The organism is Allostigmatella hybrida (assembly GCF_020103775.1).
GTDB classification, from domain to species: Bacteria; Myxococcota; Myxococcia; order Myxococcales; family Myxococcaceae; genus Hyalangium; species Hyalangium aurantiaca.
The window spans coordinates 1-23,442 of the sequence record NZ_JAHXBH010000038.1; the positions used below are offsets into that span (position 1 = coordinate 1).

Consider the following 23,442-nt stretch of genomic DNA (forward strand, 5'->3'; position numbering starts at 1 on the left):
TGTCCTCTCAAGCCACCGCTTCCCCTCTCGCCAACCCCTCCTGCTGCCTTCCTCCTCCATCACCTTGAAAGGGGTGGTCCTCACGGCCCAACCTTGAAGAAGGAGAGATTTCCGAAGTGCGGTCGGTGTTGCCGATGAGCTGTCCGAAGGTGTCCAGCCATCGCATTGGAGGAGCTCTCTGGCATCCATGGCCCTGATTGAATAGAGCCCTGAATAGAAAAATGCATGGGAAATCAGCGCTAATGGAGCCGGGCAGGAACAGATTTTGCTCTGGGAGAGACCACCCAGCCCGGAAAAAATCCCTATCCTGAAAACTTATTCTTGCGCAGTTCCTAAACGGAAATACCTCTCTGAGAATCTGCTCTGACTACTCCGAGGAGGAAGAAGGCAACCTTGAGTGCGAAAGAAACGGCCGAGTAGTTAAGTTCGAGTTTCGCACTTTTTGGACGGCTTCATTTGGACGGCTTCATGGGAGGCAAGCATGGGACGTGGCCTTGAGGGCTTGCTCACCCAGGGGTAGTGCTCGTGCAAGGGAGGTTTCTTCCCTCTGGAGATCCCGCAGATGCGAACGCGTTACGCCATCGCGTGAGCGGCCCCCATGCCAGCGAAGATGCCACATCGGGGTCAGGCGCGGGCCCTGCGGAGGAGTTTCTGCGAACCTTGGTGATCCATAGGTCCTCCGAAATTCTCCTGGTATGCCCTCGGGAGCCACACACCCCCTCGGAGTGCCGTCCATTTGGCTTCTCTAAAAAGTGCGAAACTCGAACTAAGAATCGAAGCATTTGCCAAGAGGTAAAGTCTGCTCAGAAGCGATACTTTGTTGGCGAGTGCTATGCGCTTTTGACAGGAGCAGCGATTCGTAAACAGATTGATTGCCAAGTCACTCTGCTGACGCTTGTGGCTGCGCTCTTGCAGGACACAAGAAGGAGACAAGCTCTCATGTATTCGTCTAATAACCGCCGAGAGCTTTTTTTGAGAAACCTGAGCTTTGGAGGCAATTGCATGGAGTCGAGTGGAAGCTCGTGTGCTCGATGCAATACTCTTTGCAGTGCCTCAACAGAGGAGATTTGGACCGCCGAGTCTTTTATGTGGTTCAATTCAGTGATTGTATTATCCCATGTGCCCCGAAATAAGGGAGAAGCATGAAGAGAGGTTGCCAAGGGAAGCGCCGCGCTTGCAATATAACGCTTAAGGCTGAGGCGAGAGTTCGTATAGTCAGTAAACCTCTGTCCGTGCGCTGAATCAAGTAAGCTGCCTCCAACTTGTGCGTAGCGTCGAATAATTTGATTCACGCCTTCAAAGACTTTGTCGGAATCAAGTTCTCCGGCGAGATTGAGTGCTGAATCGGCTGCATAAGATCGTCCCGACGCAAGTGCCAAAGCTAGTGTGCGTGCCGCAGCATCTTTGATAGGGTCATCAGAGGGGGGTACGGCGTCATTTGCCCATTGAATCAGAAGAGCAAGCTCATGTTCGCGAGGGGGAATGAGGTTGCTGATGGTTGCAATCATTTTGCGTAAAAGATTATCTGCTTTCCCAACAAGCCCTGCTGCTAAGATGATAACCTCTCTCCAGCGAGCATCCATCATGTGTTCTTGGACTAGGCTGTCGAGTTGGTTGTTGGATGTGTGCCATGCTGCTGTTAAGTATTCCTGAAGAGTTAGGTGTGAAAAAGAATACGCGTCTTGTGCCCGCCGCATGAGTAGGCCCTGTTGTACTTCTATGGCCTCAAGGATTGTGCTGGTATCCAGATGCTTGGGGGCATTCAGTTCATTGCGAAGGAAGACCCCGATTAGAGTGCTTAACTCTCTTTTGGAGAAGAAGTATTTGTTTTCTCGAAAGCCATGAACTGCGATTTCGGACAACATTTGTACTTCTAGTTCAGCGGTCAATTCGCGATAGATAGGTTCATTGTGTACTCGTTTTGATGCTGACCATCGTTCAAGCAAAATATCCAAAGCCTTTCCATAAAGAGTGCTCCGGTTCGCAGGAAGCGATAGTCGATCGTCGTATGTAAGGCACAGGAATGTTAGCAAGAGGGGGGTGGATGCGAGTTCTTTGGCTGCAAAATGAGCAGGGCTGTTGAGCAAACCCAAGAAGCCATCGGCAATACCGGCTTGGCGGTCTCGCTCAGAGTGGAACCAATTGCGAACAAAGTTTTCTATTTGGGCGCTATCGAATTCTGCCAAAATTACATCTTTGAATCTAGGAAAGTAATCTCTATAGAAGGCAGCGCGGCACGACATGACAAAGCGGTTGCGGTTATTTCGCGAGATAAAGTCATGTATGTGGGAAATGGCCATATCCAGCTTGTCTCTAGGAACTTCGTCAAGGCCGTCCAGAAGAAGAAGGCAGTGACCGTCGGAGAGCAAGGTTTCGACCAGTTTTTCCGATTCTGGCAATCCACATGAAGCTAGCTCAGAACGGATTAATTTTAAGAGATCAACGTCTTCAGTTTTAAATCGCTGCAGTTCAATGATAATGGGAATGCAGTCGTGGGTGTAGTGGCTGAATTCGCTATCGTCCAAGCCGGCTTTGAGCCCCAGTGAGGTTCGTATGGAGTTATTCCAAGAGCGCCTAGGTAGCAGGGCCTCTAGACCGAGTCTGCGTAAGAATGTTGTTTTTCCTGCGCCTGGAGCGCCAAGGACATTGAGAAATCGTTCCTTGTTTGCTAAGTCCAAGCATGGACGGCGTGGTTCGTCGTGATTAATCCAGGACAGCCCGCGACGATCCTGTTCGAAAAGCGCTTCTTCAAGTTCAAGGTCGCTAAAGCGTCGAGCATGAATTTGGCGCGGAGATATTATTTCTTGAAGTTGAATGGTAGAGCGAAACCTGCTTAGAACGTTCGGAGAGATAACTTGGGCCGCAGTATATATTTCGCGCAAAGGAACGGCTTCTGCCATGCCTAAGATCTTGACTTGGCCAAATCTTTCCAAAAAGTTGTTTGCGTAGGCCTTCATTCCCTTTTGAATTGCCTCTTGCTCGACGATGGAGGCCCCTATGCCTTTGACTGCTGTCCAAACAAGCTGGAAGGCAGTTGCCGCCGTTTGTTCCTGCAATTTCTCTTCGATCTTGGTGGGCATATGAATGAGTAGATGGCGTATGCGTTGTGGGGATCTGCTCAAGGGTTTGAGTGGCCTTGAGGGTTTGAACGCTACAGTACCAGAGCCTTTGAATAAAGTGATGTGTGGAATGAACCGCTGTCAGCGGGTGAGCGCGGAGCTGTCGGGGTTCATCGAAAGGATGCTGGCGGACGTGCCCGAGAAGTGGGGAGAAGCTCCCATGAGGGCCAAGGTATTGGAACAGGCCGCAGTGGGGGCGGGGATGGCCGCGGACCTTCCCTTGAACGGCCCGGTGGAGCACTCGGCGCCCACCATTCCTGTGTTATCTCCATTCAATACAGCGCCCCCCTGGAGGGGGCTGGCCTTGATCGTTCCGGCGGGGGTGGTGCTGCTGGCTTACCTCCTTGTGGCCCTTTCCTCGCGATACATCCCTGATGGAGCATTGATGCCCATGGCGGATGCATGCCAGGAAGACGCAGGAAGGGTCGGGTTGGCAGATGCGGCCGTAGAAACGGTGCTTATTGCGAGACTGGATGATGTCGAGAGGAGAAATTCTTGGCAGAGCGTGGCACTCGACATGCCCAAGGGGCCGCTCAAAGGACAGAAGCGGGCGCCTTGCCGTCCAAAGGGGGAAGTAGAAATCAGTAGAGCTTGCTGGGTGCAGGTCGGAACGCCTCCATCTTGTGGCAATGATTGGTACGAGTGGAAGGGCTTCTGTTATGTGCCAGTGCTCGCGCCCGAGCGGCCCAACACCTCGGATGAACCCTAATGCTAACTCGGTGCATTCAGATTGGAACTGCGCTGCTGGCTTGCCTTTTGATGGCGCCCGTTGCGCGATACATTCCCAATGACTCTTGGACATTCGGATCCGAGGCAGGTTTGGAAGACGCAGGAAGGGTAGGGGTGGCGGATGCGTCCGTGGAGATAGCGCCCACCACCAGACTGGGTTACGCCGAGCTGGGAGATTCTTGGCAGGGCGTGGCACTTGATATGCCAAAGGGACCGCTCAAAGGACAGAAACGAGCGCCTTGCCGTCCGAAGTGGGAAGTGGAGGTTAGCAAGGCCTGCTGGGTGCAGGTTGGAACGGTCACTCCCCCTTGTGGAAATGAGGGGTACGAATGGAAGGGTTTCTGTTATGTGCCAGTGATTGCGCCCGAGCGGCCCAACACTTCGGATGAACCATAGGCTGCGGAAGGGGTTTCCCAATGGCTTCTCAGGTACGGCCAGCATGAAGCTGATTCCTACTGAAGAGTACGTTTGGGATCCGCTTCGGTTGGGTCCGCCCGAGGCTTCTTGCAGGGATTGATTGAATTGGTTTTGGGAAAGATTGATTCAGAGTCCGTCAGTCGAGGAAGCGCCGCTCCCAGCGGCGGGTTTCTGCCTCGGTGAAGTCGCCGAAGCGGATCCGGTGCTGATACAGCCAAGGCTCCAGCACACGTGCCAACTCACGGTATTGTGGCAGGGTGTTGCCTTGTTCGGTATCTCCCGCCTCTGGGAACTGGCCGAGTGTGATCACAACCCGTGCTGAATCCAAGGGTTGGACGTCAGTGTCTGGTGATTTCAAAAGACCCCGAAGGCCCACCGCTCCACCCAGTTCATCCAAAACGGGTCGACCCAGAAACGTGAGCCAATAAGCCCCTTTGACACGGGTGCCAATCTCTCTAGAGAGACTGCCAAGGCGTGTGATGTCCAAGCCCGGATAGCGGAAGCACCACCGGCGGAGTTCTCCAGAGACCCCGATCAGGTCGAGGAATGCGTTGAAGGAAAGGCTCGCATGGCCTGAGTTGAAGGGGAGTGGATTTGCTATGGCCAATGCAAGCTCACGCACTCGCGCAGCGCCATGTTTCTCCAGATACTCTGTCGAAAGCCAGAACGAGGCAACGCATACCGGCTTGTCCCTGCCTATACGGTGAGGGGGCTCTTGTGATTTGCCGTAATACTCAAATTGAAACTCGCCGATTCCGCCGGGGCCATCCCTCAGGCATTGGTAGGCACTTCTTTCGGTGAGCAGTTCGGTTCGGATTCGATCCCAGTTTTTATTGTCTAGCTCCTGCATGTTGCCGTTCATGTCCGCATACCACGTCAAGGCTTGTGGACCTACAAACTGGATGTACGTCTCCAGGGAGCGCATGACGGCTTGTGCTATCTCTCGATGGGGGCGGTTGATGTAAAAGCAGATGTCAAGCCCTTCTCGAATCAGCAGTTCGCCGTTCTGGGCAAGAATACGAATCTTTGGATAATGACTGCTCATTGGATTCCCCAAACTGGCGATGCACGGAAAGGCGGTATTCCAAAGGCTTCCTCGTAAATTTCCCCTTGAAGATTGGATTCATATACGTGCCCTGGGGGGTAAAGGTTCCAGCGGGCCTCGTTGCTTCCTGGACAGGGAAACTTGAAGTCATAGACGGCCAGAATCTGGAGCGCATGGCCCGTGTGGATGATGACATCGGGGATGAGGGTCCCTCTCAATGCCTTCCCTTGGCCTTGGCGAAGCAGCTTCTGAGCTTGGGCCTCGCTGATCAGCCAGACCCGCTCTGTTTCTCTGTCGTAACCGTAGCGTTGCTGGAGGCTGAATCTCCCCGGGCGCAACTTTCCCAGTTTCTCTTGAGCGCACTGAAGGGCAGCCTCGTGCTTTTCGATTCCGAAGACGACGGCTCGTGCTGCTTGTTTCCCTTGTGCGTCTTGAATCAGCTCTTGGCACTGCTGGTGGGTGGGGCGTTGTCCTGCCAATCGCCGCTGGTTGACTTCGTCATCCGCCCATTTCGCGCATTCGTGCAAGAGTTGATGGAGTTCGAGCGTCTCCTCCGGGTTCAAGGTCTTGAGCGCCGCCGCGATGGAGAGCCCGGCTTCGGCTGCTTCCTTGCGAGTCATCCCCATGGCGGTGCAGTAGGCGGGATTGACCCGGCACGCGTTTGAGGGGGAGTCGGTGCTCCATGCGTACGTGCGTGGACCGCGTCGCGCGGAGGCCGCCGTCGTGCATGCGGAGAGGACGATGCCGGTCAGCAATCCCACGAGGCTCAAGCGCATGGGCCGCCATCTTACCGCGCTGAGGCCACTCCAGCCTCTCAGTACGGCTTCTGGCCCACCACGTTCCCCGGCGGCGCGTAGTTGCACACCCACAAGTCCCAGGTGGGGAAGTCCTTGCCGAACGGTGAGTTCTTCGTGCACGTGCGCTTCGCGCAGCCCACGTGCGAGGTGTTCCGCCAGACGACTTGCGTGTAGTGGCCGCACATCTTGCCCTTCGCGCAGGTGTTCCGGCTGAAGTTGTAGTCGGCCACCTCCGCGTTCCAGCTCTTCACCACCTCCGGCGTCTTCCAGGCCCCCGGCGTGGCCGCCGCCAGGTTCTCCCCGAAGGGGCCCCGGTCCGGGTTGTGCTCGAACGTGCACTGCTTCGCCCAGGACTCGGCCTGCTTCGCGGCCTCCGCCGACCACTGCAGCGGGGGCAGGGGAGGCTTGGGCACCGGCCGCGCCGTGGCCCGCGCCTGGTTGTGCGTCTCCAGCATGTCTCGCGCGAACGCGTTGGGCGGCGGGCTGCTCTTCGGCGCGGGCGCGGCGGGCGGAGTCCTGACCGTCCGGGTCACTACGGTGGTCTCCTGACGCTTCTCCTTCGCGCTCGCTCCGCACGCCGCAAGGCATCCGAGGAGGCAGGTCAGGGACAGGGGGCGGGAGAGAATGGGGCGCATGGCCCCATCATTCTCATCGGCCTGCCGGAAATCACGCCCCTGTCTTCACAGGCAGGCTGTCCCTTCCGAGTAGCGAAAGTAAGAGGGCGGACAGCCCGGCGGTCTTCCTTGGAAACCCGGCGCTCGCCTTGTTAAACACGTTCTCATGTTCCATGGCACCACCATCCTTTGCGTGCGCCGCGAGGGGAAAGTCGTCATCGCGGGTGATGGGCAGGTCAGCCTCGACAAGACCATCATGAAGAACTCGGCCAAGAAGGTGCGCCGCATCGGCGAGGGCAACGTCCTCGCCGGCTTCGCGGGCAGCACCGCCGATGCCTTCACCTTGTTCGAGCGCTTCGAGGCCAAGCTCAAGGAGCACCAGAAGAACCTTGCCCGCGCCTGCGTGGAGCTCGGCAAGGACTGGCGCACCGACCGCTTCCTCCGTCGCCTGGAGGCCCTGCTCATCGTCGCCGACCGCGAGAAGACCTTCATCCTCTCCGGCGCGGGCGACGTCATCGAGCCCGACCACGGCATCGCCGCCGTGGGCAGCGGGGGCCACTATGCCCTGGCCGCCGCCCGGGCCCTGCAGAGCCACACCACTCTGTCCGCCCGGGAGGTCGCCACGCACGCCATGGCCATCGCCGCGGACATCTGCGTCTACACCAACTCGCACGTCACCTTCGAAGAGCTCTAGGAGCCCTGCCCGTGCCCGAGAACCGAAAGATGCCCGCCTTCACGCCCCGCGAGGTGGTCAGTGAGCTGGACCGCTACATCGTCGGGCAGACCGCCGCCAAGCGCGCCGTCGCCATCGCCCTGCGCAACCGCTGGCGCCGCCAGCGCGTCGCGGAGGATCTCCGCGAGGAGATCCACCCGAAGAACATCATCATGATCGGCCCCACCGGCGTGGGGAAGACGGAGATCGCCCGGCGGCTGGCCAAGCTCGCCCAGGCCCCCTTCGTCAAGGTGGAGGCCTCCAAGTTCACCGAGGTGGGCTACGTCGGCCGCGACGTGGAGTCCATGGTGCGCGACCTGGTCGAGGCGGCCATCGCGCTGGTGCGCGAAGAGGAGACCGAGAAGGTGAAGCCCCGCGCCCTGGAGCTGGCCGAGGACCGCCTGGTGGAGATGCTCTCCGGCCATGGGCCGAAGCAGACGCCCCCTCCGCCGCCCTTCGGCTTCACGCCCCCACCGGCGGCCTCTCCGTCCCGGCTGGGCGAGCAGGAGCGCGAGAAGCTGCGCGCCCAGCTGCGCGCCGGCACGCTGGATGACCAGGAGGTGGACGTGGAGACCTCGGACTCCGCCCCCACGTTCCTGCGCAACTTCACCGGCCACGGCATGGAGGAGGTGGGCGTCAACCTCCAGGATCTGTTCAAGAACATGCCGGGGATGAACCGCACCCGGCGCCGCAAGGTCCGCGTCCCCGAGGCCCTGCGGCTCCTCCAGCAAGAGGAGGCCGCGAAGCTGGTGGACACCGAGCGGGTGACGCGCGACGCGCTCGTCCGCGCCGAGTCCAGCGGCATCATCTTCATCGACGAGATCGACAAGATCGCCAGCCGGGACGGCGGCGGGAAGGGCTCGGGGCCGGATGTCTCCCGCGAGGGCGTCCAGCGCGACATCCTGCCCATCGTCGAGGGCTCCACCATCAACACCAAGTACGGCCAGGTGAAGACCGACCACATGCTCTTCATCGCCGCGGGGGCCTTCCACGTCTCCAAGCCGAGCGATCTCATCCCCGAGCTCCAGGGCCGCTTCCCCATCCGCGTGGAGCTGGAGCCGCTGAGCGGGCAGGACCTGGTGCGCATTCTCCGCGAGCCGCGCAATTCGCTCATCCGCCAGTACACCGCGCTGCTGTCCACCGAGGGCGTGGAGCTGGAGTTCACGGACGACGCCGTGGAGGAGATCGCCCGCATCGCCCAGCTGGCCAACGAGCGCACGCAGAACATCGGGGCCCGGCGGCTGCACACGGTGCTGGAGCGGATGCTGGATGAGGTGTCCTTCGGCGCCAGCGAGATGGGGCAGCGGGCCCTGAAAATCGATGCCGCCTATGTCCGGGAGCGGCTCGCCTCCATCGTTCAAGACGAAGATCTCTCGCGCTATATCCTGTAGCCTTGGCGGCTTCGCGCCGTCCTCTGAGAGGAACCGACTTGCAGACTCCCGATCCCGAGCTCACCCCCGCCATTCCGGCGCCGACCTCCTCGCAGGCTTCGAGTGGCGTGTGGATCGAGAAGGCCAAGGCCCACCTGCTGCAGAACTACAAGCAGCAGCCCATCGTCTTGGTCCGGGGCCGTGGCTCGCGCGTGTGGGATGCCGATGGGCGCTCGTATCTGGATCTGCTGGGCGGAATCGCCACGTGCGCGCTCGGGCACTGCCACCCCGAAGTCGTGGCCGCCGTGAAGGCGCAGGTGGAGACCTTGTGGCACGTCTCCAACGCCTTCTACTCGGAGCCGCAGATCGAGCTGGCCGCCCAGCTCACCGCGCTCTCGGGGCTGCCGCGCGCCTTCTTCTGCAACTCGGGGGCGGAGGCCAACGAGGCGCTCCTCAAGCTGGCGCGCCGGGTGATGAAGGACCGGGGCCACCCCGAGCGCTTCGAAGTGATCACGTTCGAGAACTCCTTCCACGGCCGCACGCTGGCCACCGTCACCGCCACCGGCCAGGCCAAGTACCAGAAGGGCTTCGAGCCGCTGCCCGCGGGCTTCCAGCACGTCCCGTACGGCAACCTGGAGGCGGTGCGCCAGCGCGTGGGCCCCCAGACGGCCGCCATCCTGGTGGAGCCCGTGCAGGGCGAGGGTGGGGTGCGCGCCGCGCCTCCGGGCTTCCTCAAGGCCCTGCGTGCGTTGTGTGACGAGAAGGGCCTCCTGCTGCTCGTGGACGAGGTGCAGACGGGCATGGGCCGCACCGGCAAGCTCTTCGCCTTCCAGCACGACGGCATCCAGCCGGATGCCATCAGCCTGGCGAAGGCGCTTGGCAACGGGCTGCCCATCGGGGCGATGCTCTGCTCGGAAGAGACGGCCAAGAGCCTGCCTTCCGGGACGCACGGCTCCACCTTTGGCGGCAACCTCGTGTCCGCCACCGCCGCCAACGTCGTGGTCCGCCTCATCCGCGAGCCGCAGATGCTCCGCGAGGTGGCGGAGAAGGGCGAGTACTTCCTGGCCCGGGGCCGGGAGCTCCAGGCCCGCCTGCCCACCCTCATCCAGGACGTGCGCGGCCGGGGGTTGCTCGCCGGCATCGAGCTCCACCAGGAGGCCGCCCCCATCGTCACCCGCTGCCGCGAGCAGGGGCTGCTGTTGAATGCCGCGGGTGAGAAGACCCTTCGTTTTGCTCCCGCGTTCACGGTGACCCGGGAAGAGTTGGATGAAGGCCTGCGAATCCTCGAGCGGGTGCTCACCCCCGCCTGAGCCACACCGGGGCTTCGGCCCCACCGAGGAGCCACAGAGATGCCTGAGTTGGTGGACCTTCCGCCCGAGCTTCAGAAAGAGATCATCGAGTTCGAGCGGAAGCAGGAAGGCCAGGACTACTTCACCCAGTTGGGGCTGCGCCCAGGGGCGCCGGCCGATGAGGTGAAGCAGGCCTTCCTCGAACTCTCGAAGCGCTACCATCCGGACCGCTTCGGCGGAAAGAACCTGGGCACCTTCCGGGCACGCATCGAGCGCATCTTCCGGCGTGTGTCCGAGGCCCACTCCGTTCTCACCCATCCCGAGCGCCGTGCGGCCTACCTCCGGGAGCACCCGCAGTTGTCCGGGGCAGCCCCGGTCTCCCCCGCGCGTCCGCCCTCTCCGGCGCCCACGCCGGCCCCTCCCACGGCGGCCCCGTCACCCCTGGATGAGGCGCGGCGGGCCGAGCGCCAGTCCCGGCTCTCCCGCCACCCGTACCTGGCGCATACCCACCGGGTCACCGATCTGCTGACGCGGGGCAAGGCGGCCCTAGAGCGGGGGGACTTCGAGCAGGCCACCAAGGACCTGAACCAGGCCCTGGCGGTGGACGCGAAGAACCGCGAGGCATCCACGCTCCTGGGCGAGGTCCGCCGGCGGAATGACGCACAGCGGGGCCAGCGGGAGTTCGAGCAGGGGCTGGAGCTGGAGAAGCAGGGAAATCTCTCCTCGGCCCTGGAGTTCTACCGGAAGGCCTGTGGTCTGGATTCCCAGCATGCGGAGGCCGCCTTCCGGGCCGCCCGGGCCTCCCGGACGCTTGGGGTGGACTGGAACGAGCAGCGCGTCCACGCGCAGCGGGCGGTGGACCTGGCGCCGGACCGGATCCCCCAACGGTTGCTGCTGGCCCAGGTCCTGATGGACGGGAAGGCCGGGAACATCGCCAAGCGCCACCTGGAGGAGGTGCTGAAGCTGGACCCGAAGAACGCCGAGGCCAGCGCCCTGCTGCGCAAGGCGCGCTGGCCGTTCTGAGCCATAATGGTCCCCATGGGACCTCTCTTGCGCCATCGGTTGCCGTTGCTCCTGGCCTTCACCCTGGGGGTGCTGGCGGGCTGTGATTCCGAGTCGGACGTTCTGTTCGAGGTGACGGTGCCCCCGGAGACGCCCGCGGATGCCGTCCTGCGGCTCCAGGGAGCGGATCCGGGCCTCGGGGGTTCCTCGGGGCAGGGGCTGGAGCTTGTCTCCCAGGGCGGCCGGGTGTTCTCGCTCAAGACGCGCCTGCCCAAGGATGAGGCGCTCACCTACCGCGTGTGGATGAGTGCCCCCACCGAACAGGTGGCGCTCGATGCCTCGGGCCAGCCGGTGCCCGGGCAGACCGTCACGCTGACGAAGAAATCACAGACCGTGGGCGTGTCCGTGGAGCGCTGGGGACCGCCCTCCGGCATCACCCAGCCCCAGACGGTGTTCGTGGTCGCGGTGCCGGAACACACGCCCCCTGACAGCACCCTCTATCTGGCCGGCAATCAGCCTGAGCTGGGCGAGTGGGATCCCGGGAAGGTGAAGCTCTACAAGGCCGTGGACAACAGCTACGCCCTCATCCTGTCCTTCGAGCCCGACAGGTTCCTGGCCTTCAAGGTGACGCGCGGCTCGTGGGACAAGGTGGAAAAGGGTCCCCAGGGAGAGGAGCTCAACGACCGGACGCTCACAACGGGAGGTGGGTTCGAGCGTGTGGCCATCACGGTGGCGAACTGGGCGGATCTGAGCGTACCGCCTCCGTCGAAGCTCACAGGCTTCATCGAGTACCTGGATGTGACGCCCAGTGATGCCACGCTGAAGCCGCGCAGGGTCATCATCTGGCTACCGCCGGATTACAGGGACAACCCCACACGCCGCTACCCGGTGCTGTACATGCACGATGGGCAGAACCTCATGGATGCCTCCACCGGCTTCCAGGGGGAGTGGGGGGTGGACGAGACGGCAGAGCAGCTTGTGAAGGACGGCCTCGTGGAGCCGCTCATCATCGTCGGCATCTACAACACCGCGGACCGCGTTGCTGAATACACGCAGGTGCCCGCGGCGCCCCAGCATGCCGAGAATTATCCCAATGCCGGACGGGCGGACCTGTATGGCCAGTTCCTCGTGCAGGAGCTGAAGCCGCTGATCGACAGCACCTATCGCACCAAGCCAGAAGGCCAGTACACGGGCCTGGCGGGCTCCTCGCTGGGAGGCCTGGTCTCCATGTATCTGGGGATGAAACACCCCGGTACCTTCACGCGGCTGGGCGTTGTCTCACCCTCCGTGTGGTGGGCAAATCAGAACATCATCACCCAGGTGAACGCGCTGCCCGCGAAGCTCCCGTTGCGCATCTGGGAGGACATCGGCACCCAAGAGGGAGACAGCTCGCAGGACACGACGGAGACAGTCGAGGACGCGCAGGCCCTGCGCGATGCGCTCGTGGCCAAGGGCTGGGTGCTGGACACGGACCTGAAGTACACCGTGGTGGAGGGTGGCCAGCACAACGAAGCGGCGTGGGCTGCCCGCTTCGGCGGCATCCTCCAGTTCCTGTATCCCCAGCCGCCCCTCGTTCCCTGAGGGAAAGCCCCTGGGCTTCAGGGGCCCAGGGGCTTCCGTCTCCGGTTTCTTTCAGGACGTCTATGCTCGCAGGCGGCCGCGGCCCATCGCGCCGCTCACGAGGCTCGCGACGAACAGGGCCGCCGAGATGATGAGCAGCCACTTCAGCCCCTCGACGAAGAGGCCAACTCCACCGAACAACAGCGCCAGGACCAGTAGAATGACGAGAAGGTTCATGCACTGACGTTTGGGTGCCTGGGCCTCCGCGGCAAGGGCCTCACCGGGCGTTGCGCCTGGGCGCTTGCTCTCACGCGGCGCGCCCTGGGTGTCCGGGGCCATGCTGAGCACCGCCCTGGACCGTGTACCCGCGTCCCTTGCTCCTCTAGGGAAATTTCGTTCCCTGGGTGATGCCGTGGCTTCTCAGGGGGCAACGTGCGGGAGGTGGCATTGCCTCTGCACCTCTGGGCACCCACAGCTTCGCTGAATCTGCCCGAATGGCGGCTTATTCACGTAGAAGCCAAGGAGGGCTCCGGCATGCGACGGTGGGGTGGAGGAAGGGTTGGGCTCATCATGGCCCTGCTGGGGACAGCGGTGGCGTGTGGAACGGCGGACGGGGAGGGCGAGGTGCCCCGTCCGGAAGGTGTCGCGTCACCCGACATGCGCGTCTTGCCGGAGGACGCCAGCCCGGTGGCCAGCAACGCGATGCGCTTCTTCGCAGAATCCGATGCGCACGTGCAGGAGGCCAAGCCCTCCACGAACTTTGGAGGTGCGCCGCTGCTCGAGGTGGATGGGTCGCCTCGAAGCGAGACGTACCTGCGCTTCGCCGTGACGGGGCTGACCCGTCCCGTAGTGAGCGCGAAGCTGCGGGTGTTCAACACCAACCCGTCCTCTCACGGGCCCGCCGTCTACGCCACGGGCGCCACCTGGAATGAGCACGGGGTGACCTGGGCCACCCGTCCTGCCCGCCAGGGCTCGGCGGTGGTGACGGCGGGGCCGGTGCCCATCGACACGTGGGTGGAGCTGGATGTGACGCCGCTGGTGAGCGGCAATGGCACCGTCTCGCTCGCGCTCATTCCCACCGGCACCGACGGGGCCGATTTCCGCTCCCGTGAGGCGGGCGCCCGCGCGCCTGAGCTCGTGGTGACGCAGGCCCCCGGCGGAACGCCCCTTCCCGGGGGGACTTTCACCGTGGGCGCGGTGGCGGATGCGTACACGGACAGCGACCACACGTACGTCAACTTCAACACGCACGAGCTGCGCGTGGATGGTGCCCCCAGCCGGATGGACAGCTACCTGCGCTTCGAGCTTCCGGGACAGAGCGGGGAGGTGGTGAGCGCGAAGCTGCGGCTGTTCGCCCTCAAGGGGGCCGTGCAGGGCCCCTCGGTCTGGACCACCTCCGTGGACTGGGCCGAGACGTCCATTGGCGCGGACCTGGAGCCCGTTGCCAGTACCGGCTCCTTCCTGCAGGCGGGGGCGGTGGCGGGGGGCAAATGGCTGGAGCTGGACGTCACCGCGGCGTTCCTGGGCGGCCCCACCGTCTCCTTCGGGCTCATGCCCCAGGGCAGCGACGGGATGTCCTTTGCCTCCCGGGAGCACCCGAATGCCGCCTGGCGGCCCCAGCTCGTGGTGAAGACCGAGCGGGCCACCTGCACGCCCGCCCCGGGCGACAGTCCGGTGAGTGGCGCTTTTCGCGGGGGCCAATCGTGGGGCGGGCCGGGGGAGCAAGGCGCCCAGGGCGTGGCCACGGACGCCCAGGGCCATCGCGTGCTCATTGCCTACTACGATGGAAGTGTGGACTTTGGCGGGGGCCCGCTTCCCAACCAGGGTACGGGGACGTTCTCCGACAATGATGTCGCGCTGGTGAAGCAGGACGCGCAAGGCAATCACCTCTGGTCCAAGGGGCTCGGTGCGCCGGGCAGCTCGGTGCTTGGCGCGGATGTGGCGATGAACGCCGCGGGCCAGAGCGCGCTGGTGGGCAGCTCCAGCGCGGGCGTGAACCTGGGCGCGGGGGTGGTGGCCGCTGGTGGGTTCGTAGCGAAGTTCTCTCCTGAGGGCGCGCTGCTGTGGGCCCACGCCGTGGGCGGTCCCCTCCACGATGCCGCCATCGACGCCGAGGGACAGGTGTTCGCGGTGGGCGAGATGGAGGGCGTTCCGCCGGCCACGCTGCGGGTGCTCAAGTTCTCGGCCACCGGCACGCTCTTGTGGGACCAGCGCTTCTCCGCCACGGAGGCCGTCCGGGGCGTGGCGATTGCCGTGGGTCCCTCCGGAGAGACCGTCGTGGGCGGCTCCTACTCGGGCACGATGACGGTGGGCTCCACCGTGTTCCCCGGGAATCCGGCCGCGCCGTTCCTCCTGAAGCTCCTGCCGTCCGGCCAGGTGGCCTGGGCCCGGGCCATTCCCGCGGATTCCTATCCCTATGCCGAGCGGGGCTTCCTGGATCTCGCGGTGGCTCCGGATGGGGCGATCGCGGGCGTGGGCGCCTTCTCCCAGTGGATCCGCCTCGGCTCGGAGCAGCGTTACTCCGCCGGCATGTACAGTGGCTTCCTCCTGGTCGTGGAGCCGGATGGGAGTGACCGGTGGTGGCGGTGGATGGGCAATGCGGAGGGCACGTTCACCCGGGGGGTGGCCTTCGATTCGGCGGGGGACGTGGTGGTGATGGGGACATTCCGGGGACCGCTCGACTTCGGAGGGGGGACGCTCACCACCGCGGCGAACTCCGGCAATCCCTTCGAGGGGCTCTTCGTCGCCAAGTACCGCCAGGCGTGTGGGGAGCACCGCTGGAGCCAGCAGCAGTCTCATGGGGGCTACATCTGGGCCCACGGGCTTTCGGTGGCGCCTGACCGGAGCATCTCGCTCACGGGGCTCTACTTCGGCGGCTTTGGCGAGGGGTTCCCCGAGGACGCGGACGGCAGCGGCCGGGCGATGATGCTCCACTTCGCCCCGTAGCCCCTTCGGCGCACGGGCCGGGCAGGAGAGTCCGGTACAGTGCGCCGATGCGAGCTTCTCTGTCCCTGGCCACGTGGGTCCTGTTCCTCACGTGCGCCTCCTGCGCCTCCCACCGGCCGGTGCCCATGCCCCCGCCGGTGGTGCCGGGAGAGTCCTTCACCCTCCCATCCGCGATTCTCCAGGAGACCCGGCGCATCAACGTCTATGTGCCGCCGCGCTCCGTACCGGAGGACGCCGGGCGCTATCCGGTGCTGTACATGCCCGATGGCGGGCTGGAGGAGGACTTCCCTCACGTCGCCGAGACCGTCGATGCCGCCATCCGGGCAGGACAGCTCCGGCCGGTATTCGTGGTGGGCATCGAGAACACGGAGCGCCGGCGCGACATGACTGGCCCCACGGAGGTGGCCGAGGACCGGACGATTGCCCCCCGGGTGGGCGGCTCGGCCGCGTTCCGGCGCTTCATCCGTGAGGAGTTGATGCCGGAGGTGCGCCGCCGCTACCCCGTGACGGACGAGACCGCCATCATCGGCGAGTCCCTGGCGGGGCTCTTCATCGTCGAGACGTTCTTCCTGGAGCCGGAGCTGTTCGGCACCTTCATCGCCCTGAGCCCCAGCCTGTGGTGGAACGGCGAGGAGCTGGTGCACAAGGCGGGCGAGCGCCTCCGGGCCCGGCCGGGGCTGCGCGGTGGGCTGTACCTGGCGTCCGCCGACGAGGACAACATCGTCCCTGCCGCCGCGCGCCTGGCGGAGACGCTCCGCGCGAGCGCCCCGGCGGGGCTGAAGTGGCGGTACGAGCCCCGGCCGGATCTGCGCCACGACACCATCTACCGCTCCCTGGCCCCGCGGGTGTTGCGGCAGTGGCTCCCGCCGGGCTCCTCGCCCGTGGCGCCTTAGCTCAGCCCTCGGCGGACATGCCGTGCTGGGCGCGGCCGACGGGCCCCTCGAACCTGCGGGTCGTCTTGTAGAGCTCCAGCCCGCCATCCTGGGCCTTCGGGGCCAGGCGCTGCTCGAGCGCCTTCATCTCCTCGGGCGTCATCGGCTTGAAGCGCTGGACGATGGCCAGGTTCTGGCGCAGCACCTTCTCCGAGTCGATGCCGCTGACGAGCGTGGCGATGGGCTGGCTGAGCGCGTAGCGCAGGGCCTCCTCCACCGTGAGCAGGCCCTGCTTGATGGGCTCGGCCGAGCCGTTCAGCGACTTCATGCCGATGCCCGCGATGCCCTGCTTGGCCAGCTCCGGCAGCACCTCCTTCTGGAAGCTGCGGAACTGTGAGTCGAAGGCGTTGATGGGCATCTGCACGGTGTCGAAGGGGAAGCCGTGCGAGAGCATCTTCAGGTGCAGCTCGGGGGACTTGTGGCCCGTGAAGCCGATGAAGCGCACCTTGCCCTCCTTCTTCGCCTGGGCCAGCGCCTCCACCGCCCCGTCCTTCATGAAGTGCTTCTCCGGGTCATCGTCCCAGGCCACCTCGTGGATCTGCCATAGGTCCAGGTGGTCCGTCTTCAGGCGGCGCAGCGAGGCCTCCAGCTGTTCGATGGCGGTGCGCTTGTCCCGGCCGTGGCTGCAGCACTTGGTCATCAGGAAGACGCGGTCCCGGCGGTCCTTCAGCGCCTCGCCCATCCACAGCTCGCTGCGGCCGTCGTGGTAGTCCCACGCGTTGTCCATGAAGGTGATGCCCGCGTCGATGGCCTGGTGGATGAGGCGCACGGAGGCTTTCACGTCCGGCAGCGTCCCGATGTGGTGCCCCCCCAGCGCGAGGCAGGAGACCTCCACGCCCGTCTTGCCCAGCAGGCGCTTGGGAATGCCTCCGGACGCGGGGCCCTTCGGGGCGGCCTCGGCCAGGCTGCTCGCGACGGCGGCGGCTCCAGCGAACTTCAGCAGGTCACGGCGGCTCTGCTTCATGTCCAGGACTCCTCGTCAAAAGAGGCCTGGGATCGTAGGCCCGCCGCGCCCGCGGGAAGGCCCGTTTCCGGGCCAGTGTCGCACCGAGAACGCTGCGGCTAGTGACGGATGATCGCCGTCCAGGTGCCCCGCACCACGGGCTTTCCGGCCGCGTTGAGGGTCTCGGTGGTGACGACGAGGAAGTCCTTGCCGAGCTTCTCGTAGATGTCCTCGATGCGTCCGGTGGTGGTCAACACGTCACCGGGCCGCATCACCTCCAGGAACTCCAGCTCCTGCTCTCCGTGCACCAGCCGCAGCATGTTCACCTGGAGCTCCGGGTCCGCGATGGCGGCGCTGAAGGGCCGGATGGCGAAGACGACCGCGAAGGAGGGGAAGGCGATGATGCTGCCGTGGGGGCCCGCCTTCGCCGCCTGCTCATCCAGCAGCAGCGGGCTGATGTGGGGGGGCACCGGGGCGAAGCCGATGCCGGGCTGGCCGCCGCCCACCGCGAGCGCGAACTCGCGCATCTTCTCCACGCCGAGCGTGTAGGTGAACGGGCCGTAGGTCTTTCCGATGTGACGCTTGTCGAGGGCCATGGCTCAGAGCACCGCCTCGATGACGGCGCCCTTGAGCACCGCCTCGCCCCGCTGGTTGGTCGCGGAGACTTCCGCGGTGAACCGCCCGTCCGTGACGGCGGTGACTTTTCCCTGGAAGGTGAGGGTGTCCTCGGGCGCCACGGGCCGGGAGAAGCGCACGCGGACGCGGCGGATCTTCCCTGGGTCTCCGGCGAAGACGGCCACCGCCTCCACCGCCCAGCCCAGCGTGCACAGGCCCTGGAGGATGACGCCGCCCAGGCCCGCGGCCTTGCCTGCCTCGGGATCGGTGTGGATGGGGTTGTAGTCCCCGGAAGCACCCGCGTAGTAGATCGGCCGGTACCGGTCGCACTCGCGGACGTGGGTGAAGGTGTCTCCAGCTCGGATTTCGCGTGCCATGCGGACCCCTGCCTAGGACTCAAAGGGCCGGATTTACCACAAAAAAAGGGGCGGCCCGAAGACCGCCCCTCTCAGACTGCTTCAGCCCATGCCGGTCAGGCGCTGGGCAGCTGGCGGCGGCGCGACAGCAGCACGCCGGCCAGCAGCGACAGCACCATCAGGCTGCCCGCGCTGTCTCCCGTGCTGGAGCAGCCGGACGAGTCGTCCTCGGCCTTCTTGTCGCCGAGCACCAGGACCTCCACCACGTCCGAGCCCGAGGCCCCAGACGGGTCCGTGACCGTGAGCTTGAACTGGAGCTGGGTGGCGTTCTCCGTCTCCGGCACGTCGAAGCTCACGGTGGGCGCCGTCGTGGACGACAGCGTCACCTGGGGGCCCGCCACCTGCTCCCACCGGTAGGTGAGCGCATCCCCATCGGGGTCGATGGAGCTGGAGGCCTCCAGGGTGAGGCTCGAGGCGTTGAGATCCGACGGCTGCTTGCGCGCGTGGGCCACGGGGGCCTTGTTCACGTTCAGGACGGTGACGGTGACCGGAACGGGGGCGGACGCGGCACCGGCCGCGTCCTTGACCACCAGCACGAAGAGCAGCTTCGTGTCGGCGAGCACCTCGGGGGCCGTGAACGCGAGCTTGCTCGTGTCCGCGCCCGTGAGGCTCAGGCTGGGACCGCCCTCCTGCGTCCACTGGAAGCTCAGCGCGTCGCCATCCGGATCCTCGCTGCCGCTGGCATCCAGGAGGATGGCGGTGCCCTCGTTCTCCGAGAAGTTCTCCGGCACGTGGCCCACCGGGTGGCGGTTCACCGGGGTGGGGCTGACCGTCACGCTGAAGGCCTTCGGATCGCTGTTGATGGCGCCATCGCGCACCACCAGCTCGAAGGTGAGCACCGTGTCCGCGGAGACCGCGGGGGCCACCAAGGAGACCGCCGCCGTGGTGGTGCTGCTGAGCGCCACCGCGGGGCCCCCCGTCTGCCGCCACGTGTACGTCAGCACATCGCCGTCCGCATCCGTCGAGCTGCTGCCGTCGAGCGTGACGGGGGTGGTGGAGCCACTGGCCACGGAGGCAGGGCCGGTGATGGCGGCCACGGGCTTGGTGTTGACGTTGGTGATGGCGACCTCCGTCACCTTGGGGGCGCTCGCGTCCGTGCCGTCGTTCACGATGAGCTGGAAGGCCAGCACTGTGGTCTTGCTCACCTCCACCGTCTGGAAGGTGGGGGTGGCGGACGTGGCGTTCGAGAGGGTGACGGCCGGGCCGCTGAGCTGCGTCCACTGGTAGGTGAGCGGGTTGCCGTCCGGATCGACGCTGCCGGTGCCGTTGAGGGTCACCGTGTTGCGCACCCGCTCGCCGCCCACCACGGAGGCCTCGGGCACCGAGAGGGTGGCCTGGCCCACGTCCGCCACGGGACGGCGGTTGCAGACCGAGCCGGTGCTGGTCTCGGCCACCTGGGCGCTGAAGGGCGTGGAGGCGGCGTTGGTGACCGTCACGTCATCCAGGTCGAAGCCGTAGGCGCCCGTGGAGCTGTCCGAGCCAATGCGGAAGCGGAAGCGGACGTCCTTGCCGGCCAGCTGCGTGTTGAAGTTGGCCGTGGCCTGGGACCAGCCCGGGAAGGCGGCGTTCAGGCCCGCGTAGGCGCGCTGCCCCTGCAGGGGGTTGTCGCTCGCGGCCAGGGCCGCGGTCGCGAAGCCCGGGTTGACGCCGTACTTGGTGAGGACGTGCTCCCAGGTGATGCCGTCGGTGGTGGCCTCCAGGACGACGCCGTCGTACCAGGGGGCGGCCGGGCCGGCGCCGCCCACGGTGCCCTCCAGCGAGTGGCGGTACTTGTAGGCGAGGACGAAGTTGCCCGTGGGGTTCACCTTGATCCAGGGCGAGGTGAGCGTCAGATCGGAGAGGACGGAGGCGTTGGCCACGTGGAAGTAGCGGCGGGGCGTGCCGTCCTGCTCCTTGTCGGTCTGGGGCACCCAGCGGTTGACGAGGGCGGACACCCAGTGGGTGGACTCCGTCTCGAAGGTCTCCGTGGTGGACTGCGCGAGCAACTCGTCCGCGTGGACGCGGCCGTTGAACTTCGCCGTCTTGGCCGCCTCCGGGATCGAGGGCTCGTTGAAGGTGACGGTGAGCCCCGCGCGCGGCTCGGTGCCGGGCGTCACGCTGTCGAGCTTGACCTGGACCGTGCGCGTCACCGTGGCGGAGGGCTGCAGGGACGGGAAGCTGAGCGTGTTGCCCGAGGGGAAGGCCAGGGCCGCGGTGGCGCCACTGGCCGCCACGGTGCCGGTGAAGGAGGACAGGGCCGTGGTGCTCGTGTTCCTCACCGTGACGTGGAGCAGGCCCGTCTCGCCCACGTCCAGCACCCCGTCGCGGTCGCACCCGGTGACGCTGTCGTCCAGGCGGATGCTGACCACCTCCAGGTTGCTACCGGCCGCGAAGCTTTCCACCACGCCCACGTGGTCCACGGCCCCGCGGTCGGCGGCCTTGGCGCCCACGCCCGCGCCGCGCTTGGCGAAGGCCGCGCGGAACCGGGCGTGGTCGGCCGGGTCCGCCGCGGCGGCTGCGGCGAGCACCGCGTCCCGGGCCTCCAGCAGGGTGGGGGCGTTGGGGGTCATCTTGTAGGCGGCCAGCAGGTAGGACTTCATCCGGTCCTGGGCCTCCTGGAAGGGGTACGCGTTGAGCAGCGAGGCGTAGCACTCCCACAACATCGAGGACCACACCTCGCCGCCGGCGTGCACCTGGGAGTTGCCCAGGCCCGCCATGGAGCTGGCGCTGATGGGGTGGGTGGTGGGCAGCGGCGAGCCCGTGGCGAAGTGCCGGTAGGTGAGGGCGTTCTTGTTGAAGTCCGTCGAGTACGGCAGGCGGCGGATGCCGAAGTAGTAGCCGTTGTTCGCGCCGCCGCTCTGCGTGTAGCCCGCCATGGCGTAGACGCCCTGGAAGGAGCTGTTGCCCGGCCGGATGCGGTCCTCTTCACGCACGGTCATCAGCATGGCGTGGAAGTCCGCCCAGCCCTCGCCCATGGCGCGGCCCTGGTTGTTCGTCAGGCCGTTGGCGTTTCCGACGAGACGGTTGCTGATGTAGTGGCCCCACTCGTGCGCCACGATGGCGTTGTCGATGGTGCCGTCGCGGTCGAACTCCGCCAGCTTCTGGAGCTTCACCGTGAGGGTGCTGCCGTTGTTCTTCACCTCGTTCTTCAGCGCGTTGCCCGCCGCCTGGGTGATGCCCACCGCGGCGAGGGTGACGGCGGGATCCGCGCCGCCGAGCGCCAGCGCCGCCAGGGCCTCCACGTTGTTGGCCACGAGGATGCCGATGGCGCCCGCGTTCTGGGCGTTGATCGCCTTGATCGTGTAGTTGCAGGTGCCGCGGTCCAGCAGGACGAGCTTCCCCGTGAAGGCGTTGGCCGGGAACGGCTCGCAGCCCTCGGTGATGCCCGTGGGGTTGGGGACCACCAGATCGCCGGTGAGATCATAGGACAGCTTGCCCCAGGCGGCGCTGCCCGCGTCGAGGGTGCCCGCGACGCTGGCGGGTGCCGTCACCCGGACGTTGGGCACGCCGTCGAAGACGTACATCTGCATGCGGGGCCGGGCGCCGTCGGCCGGCGTGGACATGTTGGCGTTGTTGCGGCCGCCGTAGTCCTGGGCCTCGGCCTTGAGGCTGTCGCCCTCCAGGCCGCCGCGGCCGTAGTTGACCAGCTGCGCGTTGCCGGAGGCCTCGTCGAAGCCGGAGTCGTAGTACCAGTCGTGCAGGAAGTTGTTCAGGTAGAACAGGTGCGCCACGGCCGCCTTGCGCTGGAGGGCGCTGGAGCCCGGGGCCTGCGTGACGTCATAGGTGTAGTCGAAGACGCCCGGCGCCGTGGTGTCCGCGCGCAGGTCCGCGCCCGGCTGGAAGCCGTCCGGGGCCGCCAGGTCCGCGTAGGCCTCGACGTTGTTGCCCGTCGTCTGCGTGGCGCCCGGCGGCAGCCACGGATCATTGCGGCTGAAGGGCACGTTCTCCAGGGTGATGAGGTTGGGGGCGACGAACGGCTCCTGGTGGGAGTTCGGCGTGCCCGTGGGGTGCGGGGTGGCGCCGTTGCCCTGGGGGCCGTCGTAGGGGATGAACGAGGAGGGTTCCGCCCACACCCGGTAGGAGAAGGAATCGTCCACCGTCAGGTTGTTGCGGAACAGCTGCCGGCCGTCCACCGCGGAGACCACGAAGGAGTGGTAGTCCGAGTCGCTGCTGCCCTTGGCGCCGACGTTCAGCTCCAGGTACCAGGCGGGCTCCAGGCCATCCTGCATCAGGAAGTAGACCTTCTTGGCCCGGGCGGGCACCGCCATCGCGTGGGGCAGCACGGAGGCCACCCCCGGCTCGAAGGTGAAGTGGGCGAACTCACCCTGGCTGCCGGCGCTCACCAGCGAGCGGCCGCTGAGGGCCGTGTCCGTCAGATCCTTGAAGGCGCGCGCGACGGCCTCCGGGGCCCCGAGCGCGAAGTCCGTGCCCACCATGCGGCGGCGGGCGGCGGTGGCCTCATGGGGCGCCATGTAGCCGGTGATGGCGACCAGGGCATTGTCGCGGGTCATCGCGACGTTGAAGCCGCTGCGGAAGACCTCGATGCCCTCCACCTTCTGGGTGAAGCGGACCACCACGGGGCCCCGGGCGGGCTGATGGATGGAGTGGAGCACGGCCGAGGAGATGTCCCCCCGCTCCAGGCGGTAGATGTCGGCGGCGCGGGCCAGGTGCGCGCGGGCGGCCGCCTCGGGGCTCTGGTTCGCGAAGGCGCGGGTGCCCCGGTCCGAGTCGAGCCGGGAGTTCCACAGGACGGTGGGTACGCCCAGCCGGTCCTCCGTGTGCGCGATGTGGAGGCCCCGGGCCTCGATTGCCGCCTGCGTGACGGACAGGGTCCTTTCCGGCCGTTGCGCGAGAAAGGCGTCAGCGGGAGCGCCCTCCTTCGCCCACGTGGCGGGGCTGGCGAGGGGCACGAGCAACAGACCGGTCAATACCTGTTTCCGCAATCGCATACGGAGTC

At 65.5% G+C, this 23,442-nt stretch carries 16 protein-coding genes; 7 read left to right on the forward strand and 9 right to left on the reverse strand.

Annotation, left to right across the window (positions count from 1 at the left end):
• Window positions 1-830: 830 nt before the first annotated feature.
• The 4 genes from KY661_RS33525 to KY661_RS33540 form a co-directional block, all read right to left on the reverse strand.
• Entirely contained in the window at window positions 831-3,080 is a 2,250-nt protein-coding gene (locus tag KY661_RS33525) for an NACHT domain-containing protein (protein ID WP_225414064.1), read from the reverse strand.
• A 1,321-nt stretch (window positions 3,081-4,401) separates the two neighbouring features.
• Window positions 4,402-5,310 carry a DUF3396 domain-containing protein gene (locus KY661_RS33530; RefSeq protein ID WP_225414065.1) on the reverse strand — a complete coding sequence of 303 codons (909 nt, stop codon included), beginning with the start codon at window positions 5,308-5,310 and terminating at the stop codon, window positions 4,402-4,404.
• On the reverse strand, window positions 5,307-6,086 hold the full coding sequence (locus tag KY661_RS33535; protein WP_225414066.1) for a hypothetical protein: 780 nt from the start codon (window positions 6,084-6,086) through the stop codon (window positions 5,307-5,309). Before KY661_RS33535 ends, KY661_RS33530 begins: the two co-directional genes overlap by 4 nt.
• Before the next feature lie 38 nt (window positions 6,087-6,124).
• Window positions 6,125-6,640, reverse strand: coding sequence for a CAP domain-containing protein (locus KY661_RS33540; protein WP_398577283.1), 516 nt, complete (start codon window positions 6,638-6,640; stop codon window positions 6,125-6,127).
• A 247-nt stretch (window positions 6,641-6,887) separates the two neighbouring features.
• Between KY661_RS33540 and hslV the strand changes: the two genes are divergently transcribed.
• From hslV to KY661_RS33565, 5 genes are all read left to right on the forward strand, one after another.
• Window positions 6,888-7,415 carry an ATP-dependent protease subunit HslV gene (gene hslV, locus KY661_RS33545; protein WP_225414068.1) on the forward strand — a complete coding sequence of 176 codons (528 nt, stop codon included), beginning with the start codon at window positions 6,888-6,890 and terminating at the stop codon, window positions 7,413-7,415.
• 11 nt (window positions 7,416-7,426) lie between these two features.
• The gene (gene hslU, locus KY661_RS33550) at window positions 7,427-8,824 is read left to right on the forward strand and encodes an ATP-dependent protease ATPase subunit HslU (protein WP_317987322.1); all 1,398 of its coding nucleotides are present in this window, start codon (window positions 7,427-7,429) and stop codon (window positions 8,822-8,824) included.
• Between the two features lie 71 nt (window positions 8,825-8,895).
• Window positions 8,896-10,113: an acetylornithine transaminase gene (locus tag KY661_RS33555; protein WP_398577284.1), complete on the forward strand. Its 1,218-nt coding sequence runs from the start codon at window positions 8,896-8,898 to the stop codon at window positions 10,111-10,113.
• 39 nt (window positions 10,114-10,152) lie between these two features.
• Complete coding sequence (locus tag KY661_RS37450) at window positions 10,153-11,115, forward strand: J domain-containing protein (RefSeq protein ID WP_263437579.1); 963 nt, start codon at window positions 10,153-10,155, stop codon at window positions 11,113-11,115.
• A 15-nt stretch (window positions 11,116-11,130) separates the two neighbouring features.
• The gene (locus KY661_RS33565; protein WP_225414070.1) at window positions 11,131-12,675 is read left to right on the forward strand and encodes an alpha/beta hydrolase-fold protein; all 1,545 of its coding nucleotides are present in this window, start codon (window positions 11,131-11,133) and stop codon (window positions 12,673-12,675) included.
• A 60-nt stretch (window positions 12,676-12,735) separates the two neighbouring features.
• Here KY661_RS33565 and KY661_RS33570 read toward each other — a convergent pair whose 3' ends face one another.
• Entirely contained in the window at window positions 12,736-12,993 is a 258-nt protein-coding gene (locus KY661_RS33570) for a hypothetical protein (protein ID WP_225414071.1), read from the reverse strand.
• A 195-nt stretch (window positions 12,994-13,188) separates the two neighbouring features.
• Here KY661_RS33570 and KY661_RS33575 point away from each other — a divergent pair, with 195 nt between their 5' ends.
• Window positions 13,189-15,600 (forward strand): CBM96 family carbohydrate-binding protein, encoded by a 2,412-nt coding sequence (locus tag KY661_RS33575; protein WP_225414072.1) that lies wholly within the window; start codon window positions 13,189-13,191, stop codon window positions 15,598-15,600.
• Between the two features lie 47 nt (window positions 15,601-15,647).
• Window positions 15,648-16,493 carry an alpha/beta hydrolase gene (locus tag KY661_RS33580; protein ID WP_225414073.1) on the forward strand — a complete coding sequence of 282 codons (846 nt, stop codon included), beginning with the start codon at window positions 15,648-15,650 and terminating at the stop codon, window positions 16,491-16,493.
• Window position 16,494: 1 nt separating this feature from the next.
• Here the strand turns inward: KY661_RS33580 and KY661_RS33585 are convergent, their stop codons facing one another.
• The 4 genes from KY661_RS33585 to KY661_RS33600 all read right to left on the reverse strand — a co-directional run bounded on the left by KY661_RS33585 (window position 16,495) and on the right by KY661_RS33600 (window position 23,434).
• Entirely contained in the window at window positions 16,495-17,496 is a 1,002-nt protein-coding gene (locus KY661_RS33585) for an aldo/keto reductase (RefSeq protein WP_225414074.1), read from the reverse strand.
• Between the two features lie 98 nt (window positions 17,497-17,594).
• A complete protein-coding gene (locus KY661_RS33590) occupies window positions 17,595-18,071 on the reverse strand; it encodes an FAS1-like dehydratase domain-containing protein (RefSeq protein ID WP_225414075.1) in 477 nt (158 codons plus the stop codon).
• 3 nt (window positions 18,072-18,074) lie between these two features.
• The gene (locus KY661_RS33595) at window positions 18,075-18,467 is read right to left on the reverse strand and encodes a MaoC family dehydratase (protein WP_225414076.1); all 393 of its coding nucleotides are present in this window, start codon (window positions 18,465-18,467) and stop codon (window positions 18,075-18,077) included.
• Window positions 18,468-18,562: 95 nt separating this feature from the next.
• Window positions 18,563-23,434 carry a myxosortase-dependent M36 family metallopeptidase gene (locus tag KY661_RS33600; protein WP_225414077.1) on the reverse strand — a complete coding sequence of 1,624 codons (4,872 nt, stop codon included), beginning with the start codon at window positions 23,432-23,434 and terminating at the stop codon, window positions 18,563-18,565.
• Window positions 23,435-23,442 lie beyond the last annotated feature (8 nt).

Bases quoted from the DNA above. Each gene is read 5' to 3' on its own strand.
- KY661_RS33525 (WP_225414064.1), bottom strand. From the start codon at position 3,080: ATGCCCACCAAGATCGAAGAGAAATTGCAGGAACAAACGGCGGCAACT.
- KY661_RS33530 (WP_225414065.1), bottom strand. From the start codon at position 5,310: ATGAGCAGTCATTATCCAAAGATTCGTATTCTTGCCCAGAACGGCGAA.
- KY661_RS33535 (WP_225414066.1), bottom strand. From the start codon at position 6,086: ATGCGCTTGAGCCTCGTGGGATTGCTGACCGGCATCGTCCTCTCCGCA.
- hslV (WP_225414068.1), top strand. From the start codon at position 6,888: ATGTTCCATGGCACCACCATCCTTTGCGTGCGCCGCGAGGGGAAAGTC.
- KY661_RS37450 (WP_263437579.1), top strand. From the start codon at position 10,153: ATGCCTGAGTTGGTGGACCTTCCGCCCGAGCTTCAGAAAGAGATCATC.
- KY661_RS33565 (WP_225414070.1), top strand. From the start codon at position 11,131: ATGGGACCTCTCTTGCGCCATCGGTTGCCGTTGCTCCTGGCCTTCACC.
- KY661_RS33570 (WP_225414071.1), bottom strand. From the start codon at position 12,993: ATGGCCCCGGACACCCAGGGCGCGCCGCGTGAGAGCAAGCGCCCAGGC.
- KY661_RS33575 (WP_225414072.1), top strand. From the start codon at position 13,189: ATGCGACGGTGGGGTGGAGGAAGGGTTGGGCTCATCATGGCCCTGCTG.
- KY661_RS33580 (WP_225414073.1), top strand. From the start codon at position 15,648: ATGCGAGCTTCTCTGTCCCTGGCCACGTGGGTCCTGTTCCTCACGTGC.
- KY661_RS33585 (WP_225414074.1), bottom strand. From the start codon at position 17,496: ATGAAGCAGAGCCGCCGTGACCTGCTGAAGTTCGCTGGAGCCGCCGCC.
- KY661_RS33590 (WP_225414075.1), bottom strand. From the start codon at position 18,071: ATGGCCCTCGACAAGCGTCACATCGGAAAGACCTACGGCCCGTTCACC.
- KY661_RS33595 (WP_225414076.1), bottom strand. From the start codon at position 18,467: ATGGCACGCGAAATCCGAGCTGGAGACACCTTCACCCACGTCCGCGAG.
- KY661_RS33600 (WP_225414077.1), bottom strand. From the start codon at position 23,434: ATGCGATTGCGGAAACAGGTATTGACCGGTCTGTTGCTCGTGCCCCTC.